This is a genomic window from Pseudomonas oplopanacis (assembly GCF_057128725.1).
This window is the reverse complement of record NZ_JBSKHV010000008.1, coordinates 109,510-122,285: the sequence shown is the minus strand read 5'-3', so window position 1 is coordinate 122,285 and position 12,776 is coordinate 109,510. Positions and strand designations below refer to the sequence as shown.

The following is a 12,776-nucleotide window of genomic DNA, read 5'->3' as shown; positions in this document are numbered from 1 at the left end:
TATGAGGAATGTTTCAATCCTTAGTTGTTTTACTGCAGTGTTTTAACTCAAGGCCGTTTCGTTTGACTGACTTACCTGTTACCCATCCTGTTGCATCAAAGACCAACCCGTTGACGGTATACCTGGCCCGGCTAGCGCCCTCCAGCCAGCTGACCATGCGTTATGTTTTGCAGGATGCCGCCGACCGGTTGGGCTTCGAAGACATGAACATCGAGGAAATTCCCTGGCATCAGCTACAGCCAGAAGATGTCATTGCGCTGGTCGCGGCGTTGCGCGAAGACGGCTACGCGCCCAACACGTCTTCGTTGTACGTGAACGCGGTACGCGGGGTGATGAATGAGGCGTGGCGCATGAGCCTGATCAGTCAGGAACACCTGCTGAAAATGCGCTCGGTCAAAGGCATTGCCGGCACCCGGCTGTCGCAAGGGCGCAACTTGCGGCGCACGCTGATCCAGGAGTTGATGGCGGTGTGTGCTGCCGATCCACGCCCACAAGGGTTGCGGGACGCGGCGATCATCGGGATTTTGTACGGTTCGGGGATGCGCAAGTCCGAGTCGGTGAACCTCGAGCTGTCACAGGTCGACTTTGCCGAGCGCAGCCTGCGGGTCACCGCCAAGGGCAACAAGCAATTGATCAAGTACGCGCCGGCCTGGGCCTTCGCCAAGCTGGAAGCCTGGCTGGCGTTCCGTCGATCCCAGCTCAAGGAAGGCGAGGTGGATGACTCGTTTCTGTTCAACCGCATCCGCCGTGGCAGCCATATCACCCGCGAGCGCGTGACCAAGCATGCGATCTATTACATTGCGCGCCAGCGCGGTGCTGAAGTCGGGGTCAAGATCATGCCGCATGATTTTCGACGTTCATTCATCACTCGCGTGATCGAGGAACACGACTTATCGATCGCGCAGAAACTGGCGCATCACAGCAACATCCAGACAACCGCCAACTACGATGTGCGCGACGACAACGAGCGGCGTCGCGCAGTGGATCGCTTTGACCTTTGACGCACCTCTGTCAGGCGTCGCTGAACACGTGGGCATGGCCGATGGTCGAGACGTGAACCGCGCTGCCGGCAGGGGGCGCATACATGCCCGAGCTGCGAACCGTTAATGACCGTCCGGCCTGTTCACCGGCACTCGAGGCTTCCAGCTCCACGGTCAATGTGCAGGAGTTGCCGCTGAAATCCCGTTCAGTGACCACCGCGCGGCAGCCGGCAGCCTCGGTGGGATTGGGCTGGGCGCTGACCAGTTGCAGTTGTTCGGGACGCAGCATGATCTGCGCGGCACTGTTATTGCGGTGGTTGTTCACCGGTATCCGGCCGAGGTCGCAATGCGCCCAACCAGCTTCGATTCGGGCCGGCATGACCACCGCATCGCCGAGAAACAGCGCGGTCTGTTCGTCGTCGGGGTAGCGGTAAAGATCCAGGGGATGGCCTGACTGCACCAGCCGACCGTCGCGCATCACCGCCAGTTGATCGGCAAACGACAGCGCTTCGCTCTGGTCATGGGTGACCAGGATGGTGGTGACGCCGGCATCGGACAGCAGCCGGGCGACCATTTTGCGCATGGCACCGCGCAAGCCGGTATCGAGGGCGGAAAACGGTTCGTCCAGCAGCATCAGGCGCGGCTGTTGCGCCAACGCCCGGGCCAGCGCCACACGCTGTTGCTGGCCGCCGGAGAGCTCGTGGGGCCAACGATTGGCCATGTTTGCGTCGAGGGACACGCTGTCCATCAGCTCGGCGATACGCTCGCTTTTTTCACTGCCCTTGCTCGCAAGCCCGAAGCCGATATTCGCGGCCACGGTCATGTGCGGGAACAGGGCGCCGTCTTGGGGCACGTAACCAATCAGGCGCTGATGCGCCGGCACCTCGTGGGTGTTGTCGACGAGTGTCTGGCCGTTGAGCGACAGGCGGCCGGTGTCCGGGAACTCGAAGCCGGCGATCATCCGCAACAGGGTGGTCTTGCCTGAACCCGACGGGCCGACAATCACCGTCCGGCTGCCGGCGGGCACCGACAGGTTGATGCTCTCCAGCGCCTGATGGTCGCCGTAGGACTTGGAAATGGCATGCAGTTCAAGTGCGTTCATCGGCCAGCCGTTCGTTTGGATTGGTGATAAAGAAGTCCGGTCAGCGGTAGCGACAGCAGGATCATCAACAGGGCATAAGGTGCGGCGGCGGCATAGTCGATTTCACTGGTCAGGGCCCAGAAGCCGGTGGCCAGGGTGCGCGTGCCATTGGGCGCCAGCAGCAGGGTGGCGGTGAGCTCGTTGGTGATCGCCAGAAACACCAGTGCAGCGCCGGCGGCAGCCCCCGGCGCGGCCAGGCGCAGGGTGATCAGCCACAAGGCCCGACCCGGTGAGCGGCCGAGGCTGCGCGCAATGTTTTCCAGCTCCACCGGTGCCTGGGCAATACCGGCCCGTAGACTCACCAGCGCTCGGGGCAGGAACATCAGTAGATACGCCAGCAACACGGTGATCGTGGTCTGGTAAATCGGCCGGGCAAAATGGATGGTGAACGTGACCAGGGCCAACGCAACGACAATCCCCGGCAACGAGCTGGTGATGTAGTTGCAGCTTTCCAGTACCCGTTGCAGCCGGCCCGGCGAGCGAATCGACAGCCAGGCAATCGGGATCGCAGCGCAGGTGGTGAGGACCGCGCCTGCAGCGCCTAACAGCAACGTTTGTTGCAACGCCGGCATCAGGTCATCCAGTTGCCAGACCTCCGTACCGCCCGCAATCAGCCACTTGCCGAGCGTGATCAATGGCACGCCCAGCGCCAGTGCGCAGGTGATGCCTTGCAGGAGCAGGCCGAGCGCGATGTCCCATGGGCCCAGGCGTACAACCCGCTGAGCGCGTGCACTTCCTGATCCGACCCGGGCGTAACGCGCCGTGCCGCGCGCAGCGGATTCGGCGGTCAGCATTGCCAGGCAACACAGCGCCAGCACACTGGCCAGCATGTTGGCGGCAGGGCCGTTGAAGGTGGATTTGAACTGGTCAAAGATCGCGGTGGTGAAGGTGTCGAAGCGGATCATCGCGTACAGGCCATATTCCGCGAGCAAGTGCAGGCCCACCAACAAGGCGCCCCCGCAAATGGCCAGGCGCAGCTGTGGCAGCACCAACCGAAAGAACACCGCCCACGGTTTGAGCCCCAGTGATTCGCCAACGTCCTCGATGGCCGGATCGAGCCGGCGCAGGGTGGCGGCAATCGGCAGGTACAGGAACGGGAAGTAGGCGATGACCGAGACCAGCACGCCGGCAAACAACCCGTGAATCGGTGGCACCAGGCTCACCCACGCATAGCTGTGGACAAAAGCCGGCACGGCCAGCGGGGCAGTGGCCAGCAGTGACCAGCCGCGTCGGCCCGGCAGATTGGTGCGCTCTGTCAGCCAGGCCAGCGCCAGGCCCAGCATCACGCACAACGGAATGGTGATCACCACCAGCAACACGGTGTTGATCAGTAATTCAGCGACACGAGGCCGAAAGACCAGCGGCACGATGGCCGACCAGCCCGTTTGAATCGACACGCCGATGACGAAGGCAATCGGCAACAGCGACAGGAGGGAGACCAGTACGGACAAACCGATCACCCACACGCCGCCGCGACCTGCGAAGACGCCACGGGAACGTCGTCGCAAGTTCGAGGGCATCGCCGTGGCGACGCCCCCTGGCAAGGTTTCAGGCATCAATTAGAGCAGTCCCGCCTGAGTCATCAACTCCACGGCTTTTTTGCTGTCGAGTTTCGAGGCATCGACAGCTGGCGCGTCGAGTTGCTGCAAAGGCACCAGTTTAGGATTGGAGGGCGCGTTCTTGCCCACGGCGTATTCGAAGGATTTACCGGTTTCGAGGACTTTCTGGCCTTCTTTACCCGTGATCCACTTCAGCAGTGCCTGTGCTTCTTCCTTGTGTTTGCTGGAGGCCAGGACGCCACCACCGGAGACGCTGACAAAGGCCCCCGGGTCTTTGTGCTTGAAGTAGTACAGGGCGGTGTTCTTGCTGTTTTCGCCGGTCTTGGCTTGATCGCCGAAGCTGTAATAGTGATAGATCACACCGCTGTCGACCTGACCGGCGTTGACGGCCTTGAGCACGGCGCTGTTGCCGCGATAAATCGTGGCGTTGGTTTTCAAGCCTTTAAGCCATTCGAGGGTGGCGGCTTCGCCTTTGAGTTCCAGCACGGCGGCGACGATGGCCTGGAAATCGGCACCGCCGGGCGAGGCGCCCCAACGGCCTTTCCAGTTGGGGCCGGCGAGGTCCATCAGCGATTTTGGCAGATCGGCTTCAGGCAGCTTGCTCGGGTTGTAGACGAATACAGTGGAGCGCGCAGCGATCCCGACCCATTTGCCATGCGCCGGACGATAAGCCGCCTCGACTTGTTCCAGCGTGGTCGGCGCGACCGGTGCAAACAGGCCGGCGTTGTCCACCAGCACCATGGCCGGGGAGTTCTCGGTCAGGAACACATCGGCCGGGGAGGCGGCGCCTTCTTGTACGATCTGGTTGCCCATCTCCGTGTCGTCGCCATTGCGCAAGGTGACGGGAATCCCGGTTTCCTGAGTAAACCCCTCGACCCAGGCCTTGGTCAGGCTTTCGTGTTGGGCGTTGTAGACCACGATACCGGCGGTTTCCGCGGCATACACGTGTCCGGCGCTGAGCAGTGCAGTGGTCAGCAGTGCGGTTTTGAGGAACGAAGGAATTGAGGGCGTCATTCTGGGGGCGGCTCCTGTTCTTTTTAGGTGTCATGCACGCCGATTCGCTAGCAAATCAATGCGAATCATTTGCATGATTTTGAGTGGCAGGGAATGTAGAACGCAAAATGAGAAAAAAACGTCAAAGAAACCGTTAATACATGTCATTTTCATTCAGATTAGCAGCCCCTCAGCGCCTTGCCCGCCGGAACTGATATCAAACGATGTCAGGTTCATCCCCGGCAGAATTTCCTTCCACACACCTCGTTGTGAGCAACCGGCGGGCGGCCGCTCATGTGTAAAAGGTGGCGAAAGGATAGTACCGTTCTCAAAGGCACGCCGGGAAGCGGGGCCAGGCGTTTCAATTCTTCGTGGTGGACGGCTCGGGAATAAACGCGACGCTCTGGTCTTCACGGGCGTGAAACAGCCGCTCGCCGTTGGTGGGCGTGGTGGTGATCACCTGGTGGTCGGCACTCAGGTAGTTCAGCGGCAGTGCATCGCCATTGCGGTACTGCGCGATAACAATGGTGCGCTGCGGATTCCAGTGCTGGCCGCTGGTGCGGTCCAGCCAGGCCATCAGCGCGGCGGTGTCGCCGGTGCGGGGAAAGTCCTCGGTTTGCTGTACGTAAAAAAACGCTGGCCCGCCGGTCTGCAGGTACAGGGGCACTTTGTTGTCGACGTCGATCATCACCATGCGCCAGTGATTCAAGGGCGCCCGTTTGCTGGCCTCAAGCTTGACCGTGTCACCGAAATCCACCACGCCGCCACCGCTGTTGGTCCAGGGATACAGCACACCGAGCACGGCCATCAGGGCGACTGCGCTCACCCCGAAACCGATCCTCAAGCCGCGACTGGCAAACGTGCCGGTCGCGTTGCGTTCAGCCATGCGCCGGGTAATCCACCACGCGCCCAGCAATTGCGCGAAGGGCACAAGCGGCAGCACGTAGTAGCTGCGTCGACTGCCACTGGCGGTAAAAAACAGCATCAGTAACCCCAGGCCCCAGATCAGCCAGCGTGTAGTGGGCTCGACACTGCGCCAGTTGCGCAACGCGACCCCGCACGCCAACAGCCAGCAAGGTGCCCACGGCAAGGTGTAGACGGGGAGGTAAAGCAGATAGGTGTAAATCGGACCGATGTTATCGAATGGCTGGAAAAACCGGACGACGTTCTCGCGCAACACCAGGCCCAGGCCACTTTCACCATAGGTCGGTGCACCGTAGACATGCGACAGCATGAACGGGGTCATGTAGAAAACACCGGCGATCAGCAGGGCGGTACACAGCCGCCGATTGAGGTGGCGTTTCCAGCGTCCTTGCTGCACCAGATGCGGCAACAGCAACAAGCCCGGCAGGATGAAACCGATCAAGCCTTTGAACAGCGAAGTCAGGGACAGCAGCAGGAAAAATACCAGGTAGCGGCCGAGGCGGGTGTCGTCCGGTCCGCGCCAATACCACCACACCGCCGCCAGCACGCCGCACACCGTCAGGATGTCGGCCGTGGCCACCCGTGCCCAGAAGACAAAATAGAAGGTGGTCGCCAGCATCCACCCGGCAATCAAACCGGTGCCTTTACGAAACAGCTGTTCGCCAATCAGGTAAACCAGCCACACGCTCAGCCACGCGGCTATTACCGAAGACAGGCGCAATGACCAATGGTCCAGACCGCCGGTCAACCAGGCGGAGGCCGTGATCAGCCAATAGGAGGGCAGCGGCTTGTCGTAATAGGCGCCACCCTTGAGATAAGGGTCGAAATAGTCGCCGCTTTGCAGCATCTGCAACGCGATGTTGGCCCAGCGTGTTTCCGCGCCCCACAACTCGCGGGTGCCCAGGCCCAACAACAGAATCAGCGCAGTGACACCCAGCAGCAGCGTTAACCGGCCCTTGTCACTGGCCCAGAATTTCATGACGGGTTCCCAGTTGGCACGTTGGCAGAAACGCTTTCAGGGCCGGTTTTCGGAAATATCAGGATCTGCAGATTGCCTCGCTGATAGCGCACGCCGTCGATAGGCAGCAGCTCGACTTCCTGCACTTCCTGGACGCTGTTCACCCGCATGACCACCCCGACCGCGCCTTTTTTCCGTGCTTCGGTCATCCACTTCCCGACACTGTCCTTGGTGACTTTGCGTGAGTCCATGGCAGGGTCAGCGAGGCCGTATTTCAGCTCGCCTATGGTATTGAACAGATCGACTTGTGGCCGCTTCAAACGCCAGGACAACGCCGAAGCCGCCCCTAGATCATTACTCAGCAATGAAGAGGTGTGCGCCAAGGCATCGAGGTGCTCGGCGATAAACTGATCCGGCATCTTGCTGTTGACGATCTGCGAGGGCATTGCGGCCGGTGCCAACGCAACCAGCAGCCAGATACCGACGGCGGGCATCGCCCAAAACGTCAATGGCCGCATGACTTGCAAGGCGTTGGAAATGATCCAGCCGATCAACACGATGAACACCAGGGACAGGCTGAACATCTCAGTGTTCTGGTAGATCTCCTTGCTGGTTTGCATATAGAGCAAGGCGATCAGCGCCGCCGTGCCCACGCTGATGTTGATCACACCATTGATGCGGATTGAACGGCCTCGTCCCTGATTCAGCTGTTCCATGACCGTGTGCCCGATCAGCAGGGCCAACGGCAACAGGCACGGCATGATGTAGGTCGGCAGCTTGCCGCTGCTCAAGCTGAAGAACGCCAGTGGCAACATCAACCACAGCAGCATGAACGCGATGGCGGGTTGGCGTTTTTGCTTCCAGGCGTTGATCAACGTGCTCGGCAGCAATGCAGCCCACGGCAGGCTCGACGCGACCAGCAGCGGCAGATAGAACCACCATGGCCGTGCGTGTTGCGCATCATCGGCGGCGAACCGGCGCACGTGTTCATTCCAGAAGAAGAAATTCCAGAAGTCCGGCTCCCGATGCGCGATGGCGAGCACCCACGGCAAGCACACCGCGACCGCGACCATCACGGCGAGCGAACCGTAACGCAACAGTTCCCCCATGCGTCGTTGCCAGATCATGTAGGGCAGGGCGATCAACACCGGTAACAGCCACGCCAGAAAGCCTTTGGTCATGAAGCCCATGCCACAGGCAAACCCCATCAATGCCCACGCACCTGCTTTGCTTCGAGACGTATGGCTGTCGATGGCAAACCACAGCGCGACCAGGCTCAGGTTGACCCAAAGGGTGAATTGCGGATCGAGGTTGGCGTAACCGGCCTGACCGGCAATCAGCCCGAAACTCATGTACAGCAGCGCGCAGGCAGCGCTTTTGCGCGGATCGTTCCACAGCCTGCGGGCGATCAGGTAAGTCAGCCAGACACTCAGCCCGGTACTCACTGCAGAAGCAATACGCACACCGAACAGGTTATCGCCGAAGATCGCCTGACCGATGGCAATCATCCAGTAGCCGGCGATGGGTTTTTCGAAGTAGCGAATACCCATGAAGTGCGGCGCGACCCAGTTGCCGCTCAGGAGCATCTCCTGGCTGATCTGGCCGTAGCGGGCTTCATCGGGAATCCACAACCCGTGCGTCACCAGCGCCAGCAGGTAAAAAACTACAAACGCCAACAGCAGGCCGGGCACGAGCCATCGCTCGATGGGGTCGCGAGCGCGGCTTGACTGAACCGCAGAAAGGGGCAGTGGGTTATGTGAAGTCATGACTCGTCCTTGGCGCAATACCGCGAGCGGGCAGCGTGGGTAGCGAAGTTCAATAGGCAGTGGGGTAACTCAAGTTGAGTCGGTGGCGAGTGATGGCGAGTTTTATTGGCCCTGCACAGCGTTCCAGTCTTCGGGGTTAACAATGCCGAGCACTTGAAGTTGCCCGTTAGTGTCGATGCGCAGGAACAGTGAACTGCCATATTCACTCTTGGCCGCATGCGGGAAACCGGTCTCGGCCAGGAAGTCGCCGATACAACCACTGTGAGAGACCAGCACCAGATTGCGATGAGCCTGCTTGTGCGCGACCACGTCGTTGCGCAGTGTCTTGCCACAACTGGCCAGCCATTCCTGAGTCTTCGGGTCGTTGCCGAACATGGCGTGCGACGTTTGTATCGTGCGCGTGGTCGAGCTGCTCAACACATCGGTTTGCGCCATCCCCAAGTGCATGAAGTGCTGGCCGACTGCCGTAGAAGACTCATTGCCGAGCCGGGTAATACCGTCCGCTGGCCCCAGGCAAGGGTTGCTGGATTGGTCGCACCGTTCGGCGTGACGGACCAGCGCTACGACCTCGCCAGCCTGCCAGTCTTGCAACAGTTCAGACTTGGCGGCGCTATCGGCGCTGGCCAAGTGAGTGGGCGATCTCGGCCACAAGACAAAACCCGTGACGACAACAGCAACCACTGAGGCGGTGATCAGTGAGGCCAGTTTTACTATGCGCGAAGTCATGTTTTGTTCGTAATCTGAAGTAGAAGAATTACGAGCAAAACTAGAGCCGCGCAGGTAGCGGAGGAGTGAAACGAATGTGAAAAAATTGCGCAGGGGGAAGGCGGGATTAACTTAGTTAGTTATTGAAAATTCTTATCTTTTACTCGAAAGCTGTCGGCGCTTTGTTTATGAAATAAAGCCGTCATGCAACGGTTAGTTCAGCGGTGACCGGGGCACCGCTGAACAGTGCCCGACGTTTAAGAAAAGGGGCTCAAGAGGACGGGCAACTCTGTTGTGTTCCCCTGGCCGCCTGGATGATTTGTGCAGCCAGGCGCTTGACGTTGTTCTGCTGGGCCAGGGCCAGATCTTCGATGGTTGCTCCGGAAGGCGTTTGCAGGGTGCTGCGACAAGTGATTGCAGCGTTTTTGCCTTCGCCGGCGACGCGCAAGCGCCACGTTGCATCGATCAGCCCGTATTGTCCCGGAACGGAGTCAAAGCGCTGCAAATCGATGCGCAACGACAACTTGCGTGGAGGGTTGGCGTTGGCCAATTGATCCACCAGCGCACTTCGAAACTCATCCGCCAACGACGCCCCCCACCATTCGGTTTCAAGCAGCACCAGGCCGCTGTTGCCTTGGCGAATCACTACCTGTGGCCGATCGACCTGCGCCGGCACACTGAGGCTCTCAATCTCGATGGACCCCGCGCTGGAGTGCGTCGCACCGCCCGTTTGAGCCGGCATCAGGGTGTGGTAGTGAACGGGATCACTGCGGCAGGCTGCGAGCAGCAACAGCGCAGTGACCAAGGCGAGCTTCGGCAAAAAAGCCATAGGTATTGCTCCTTTCTTCTGCGGCCCGGTCATTATTTCAGGTCCTTTGCCGCGGCATTGTCAGGTCGACCACGAATCAGCGATTCCGGATGGCGGCCCAGGTAATCCGCCAGTTCACGCAACGATCGCGCCGTGCGTGAAAGCTCATCCAGGGTCTGCCCCAGTTTTTCCCTTTGTGGCGAATCTTCGGCAATGGTGGAGTTAGCCGATTGCAGTGTTGTATTGGCCGATTGCAGGGTTTTGCCGACGTCTGACAGAGTGGAATCTACGCCGGGGAGTGTCTTGCTGTTGAATTTCACCAGGCCTTTGCGCAGTTCCACAAGGTTGCTGTCGAGGTTGTCGGCAATGCGTTCCACGGGCAGCTTGTTGATCTTGGTGATCATGGCTTCGAGTTTTTCCTGCAACTGTTCGAGGCTGCCCGGAAGCGTTGGAATCATGACCGGGCGCGCGGTCGCGTCGAAAGCCACTTTCTCCGCTTTGGGGTAGAAGTCCAGGGCGATGTACAACTGGCCGGTCAGCAGGTTGCCGGTACGCGCCTGGGCACGCAGGCCGTTTTCGATGAAGGTGCCGATCATCCGAACGCCAGCCGCTTCGTCATTGGGGTCATGATTGAGCGCCTTGATCATTTTGGTGTGGGCCTGACCCAGGCGTTGCGGGTAGATCACGATGCCGACGTTGACCGGGAAGGTGCGTTTTACCGGGTCAAAATCCAGGTTAACCGACACCACCTTGCCGATTTCCATGCCGAGGAATTCCACCGGTGCATCGACCTTGAGCCCGCGCATGGCCTGATCGAAACGCAGGGCCAGGAACTGTGCCTTGCCATTGGGCGGGGCGAGGGCGGTTTGCTGATCTTCGAACAGCTCGTAGGCATACTCTTCGGCGGCCGGTTTGTCGTTCGGGTTGTAATCCGGTGCGCGGAAGGCGATACCGCCCACCAGCAAGGCGGACAAGGACTCGGTCTTGAGCGCGAAGCCGTTGGCGCCGACGCTCACGTCGACACCGCTGGCATTCCAGAATCGGGTGTTTTCGGTGACGTACTGGTCATTGGGCGCATGGATGAACAGGTCGATATTTACGCCTTTGCCATCCGGGTCCAGCGCATAGGCCACCACCTGACCGACCTGTATCTTGCGGTAATAGACCGGTGAACCGATGTCCAGCGATCCGAGGTCCGGTGTGTGCAAGGTGAACCGTTTGCCCGGCTCGCCGTAAGTGATCGGTGGCGGGTTTTCCAGGCCCGTGAAGTTTTTCGAGCGGCCATTGGCCTGGCCAATGTCGGCGCCGATGTAATCCCCGGACAGCAAGGTATCAATGCCCGAAACCCCGCCAGCACCGATGCGTGGCCGTACGACCCAGAACTGCGAGTCTGAACGGGTGAAGCTTTCGGCCTGTTTGGTCAGTTTGATCGTGGCGTTGACACTCTTCTGGTCGTCGCTCAGCTCCACGTCCGAGACCTGGCCGATCACCACGTTGCGGTATTTGACCTCGGTCTTGTTGGCCGTAAGGCCGGAACCGGTCTTGAACGTGACCGTGATCGTCGGGCCTTCCTGCAAGATGCTGTGGACCACCAGTGACAACCCCACCAACACCGCAACAATGGGCACGATCCAGACCAGTGAGAGACTGCGACCGGTCTTGACCGGGGCCTGTCCGGGGGCTTGAGGCCCTTCAGTGGCTTGCGACTTCATCCATGACCTCCTCGTTTTGTGGGTATTCCCGCTTTTTATCCCAGATCAGGCGCGGGTCGAAACTCATCGCCGCCAGCATGGTGAACACCACCACCAAACCGAAAAACAGAATGCCCGGGCGCGGTTCAATGTCGGCCAGGGCTTGAAACTTCACCAGTGAGGCGACCAGCGCCACCACGATCACATCGAGCATCGACCAGTAGCCGATGACCTCGACGAAGCGGTACAGCTTCGACCGCTCCTTGCGTGCCCACAGGCTCTCGCGCTTGACGGTCACCAGCAGCAAGGTCAGCGCCGCGAACTTGATGCCCGGTACCGCGATACTCGCAATGAAAATGATCAGGGCAATGTCCCACGCACCGGCCTCCCAAAATTCCAGCACGCCGCTCATGATCGTGCTGTCGGCGCCATTGCCGACCATCTTGGTGTTCATCACCGGCAACAGGTTTGCCGGCACGTAAAACGCCAGGGCGGTGAACATGTAGGCCCAGGTGCGGGTCAGCGAGTTGGTTTTACGCCGGTGCAGCGGCGCGCCGCAGCGCTCGCATTCGTGAGGCTCACCGGTCATGTCGCAGGCCATGCCGCAGGTATGGCACAGGCAGAGGTTGAGGTCTCTGGCGACCGGGGGCGTGTTCATAGGATGTCCCACAATTCACGGATATCGCGCCCGGCGATGCGGATCATCATCAGGCTGAGCACGGCCAGGGCAAACAGGCCGATGCCGGGCAGCACGTCGAGCAGTCCGGCCAGTTTGATCACCGCGACCATTGCCCCAAGCAGGCAGACTTCGAGCATGCTCCACGGCCGCAAGGATTCGAGCCAGCGCATGCAGAATTTAAAACCGGGGGCACGTCGGTGCGAGAGGGCAAAACCCAGGACCCAGATCAGCAGCAACAGCTGGAAAATCGGCGCGATGATCATGGCAATCGCTGCGACCATCGCGATGAAGGTGATCGGCCCCAGGCTCAGGGCCATGACCGAATCCCACAGGGTTGCGCTGTTTTTCAGGCCTTTGAGGCTGATGCTCATGACCGGATAGAAATTGGCGAAAATCCACAGCACCAACGCCGTGAACGTCAACGCCAGTCGTTGCTCGACCGTCAGGCCGTTGTAACGCTGGAGCACGCCGCCGCAGCGGGTGCACAGGGTTTTCTGGTGTTTGGCGAGCGTGACTTTTTCATACACACAGTCGCAGTGCTCGCAGATGATCAATTGATCAGTATTCGCCAT

11 protein-coding genes are annotated in these 12,776 nt (G+C 60.0%); 1 reads left to right on the top strand and 10 read right to left on the bottom strand.

Annotated elements, in window-relative coordinates; translation table 11 throughout:
• The first annotated feature begins 62 nt into the window (after nucleotides 1-62).
• A complete protein-coding gene (locus tag ACWKV5_RS17375; RefSeq protein ID WP_483842284.1) occupies nucleotides 63-1,001 on the top strand; it encodes a site-specific integrase in 939 nt (312 codons plus the stop codon).
• A gap of 10 nt (nucleotides 1,002-1,011) precedes the next feature.
• Here ACWKV5_RS17375 and ACWKV5_RS17370 read toward each other — a convergent pair whose 3' ends face one another.
• The 10 genes from ACWKV5_RS17370 to ACWKV5_RS17325 all read right to left on the bottom strand — a co-directional run bounded on the left by ACWKV5_RS17370 (nucleotide 1,012) and on the right by ACWKV5_RS17325 (nucleotide 12,776).
• A complete protein-coding gene (locus ACWKV5_RS17370; RefSeq protein WP_483842283.1) occupies nucleotides 1,012-2,082 on the bottom strand; it encodes an ABC transporter ATP-binding protein in 1,071 nt (356 codons plus the stop codon).
• Nucleotides 2,079-3,677 (bottom strand): ABC transporter permease, encoded by a 1,599-nt coding sequence (locus tag ACWKV5_RS17365; RefSeq protein ID WP_483842282.1) that lies wholly within the window; start codon nucleotides 3,675-3,677, stop codon nucleotides 2,079-2,081. The genes ACWKV5_RS17370 and ACWKV5_RS17365 overlap by 4 nt, the downstream gene beginning before the upstream one ends.
• Nucleotides 3,678-3,680: 3 nt before the next feature.
• Nucleotides 3,681-4,694, bottom strand: a complete 1,014-nt coding sequence (locus ACWKV5_RS17360) for an iron ABC transporter substrate-binding protein (RefSeq protein WP_483842281.1) — start codon at nucleotides 4,692-4,694, stop codon at nucleotides 3,681-3,683.
• Between the two features lie 340 nt (nucleotides 4,695-5,034).
• Entirely contained in the window at nucleotides 5,035-6,576 is a 1,542-nt protein-coding gene (locus ACWKV5_RS17355) for an ArnT family glycosyltransferase (RefSeq protein WP_483842280.1), read from the bottom strand.
• Nucleotides 6,573-8,321 carry a lipid IV(A) 4-amino-4-deoxy-L-arabinosyltransferase gene (gene arnT, locus ACWKV5_RS17350; protein ID WP_483842279.1) on the bottom strand — a complete coding sequence of 583 codons (1,749 nt, stop codon included), beginning with the start codon at nucleotides 8,319-8,321 and terminating at the stop codon, nucleotides 6,573-6,575. The genes ACWKV5_RS17355 and arnT overlap by 4 nt, the downstream gene beginning before the upstream one ends.
• Nucleotides 8,322-8,423: 102 nt before the next feature.
• Nucleotides 8,424-9,047: a lipopolysaccharide core heptose(II)-phosphate phosphatase PmrG gene (gene pmrG, locus ACWKV5_RS17345; protein ID WP_483842278.1), complete on the bottom strand. Its 624-nt coding sequence runs from the start codon at nucleotides 9,045-9,047 to the stop codon at nucleotides 8,424-8,426.
• A gap of 250 nt (nucleotides 9,048-9,297) precedes the next feature.
• Nucleotides 9,298-9,855, bottom strand: a complete 558-nt coding sequence (locus ACWKV5_RS17340; RefSeq protein ID WP_483842277.1) for a PqiC family protein — start codon at nucleotides 9,853-9,855, stop codon at nucleotides 9,298-9,300.
• A gap of 32 nt (nucleotides 9,856-9,887) precedes the next feature.
• A complete protein-coding gene (locus ACWKV5_RS17335) occupies nucleotides 9,888-11,546 on the bottom strand; it encodes a PqiB family protein (protein ID WP_483842276.1) in 1,659 nt (552 codons plus the stop codon).
• Nucleotides 11,527-12,183, bottom strand: a complete 657-nt coding sequence (locus tag ACWKV5_RS17330; RefSeq protein WP_483842275.1) for a paraquat-inducible protein A — start codon at nucleotides 12,181-12,183, stop codon at nucleotides 11,527-11,529. Before ACWKV5_RS17330 ends, ACWKV5_RS17335 begins: the two co-directional genes overlap by 20 nt.
• The gene (locus tag ACWKV5_RS17325; RefSeq protein ID WP_483842274.1) at nucleotides 12,180-12,776 is read right to left on the bottom strand and encodes a paraquat-inducible protein A; all 597 of its coding nucleotides are present in this window, start codon (nucleotides 12,774-12,776) and stop codon (nucleotides 12,180-12,182) included. The genes ACWKV5_RS17330 and ACWKV5_RS17325 overlap by 4 nt, the downstream gene beginning before the upstream one ends.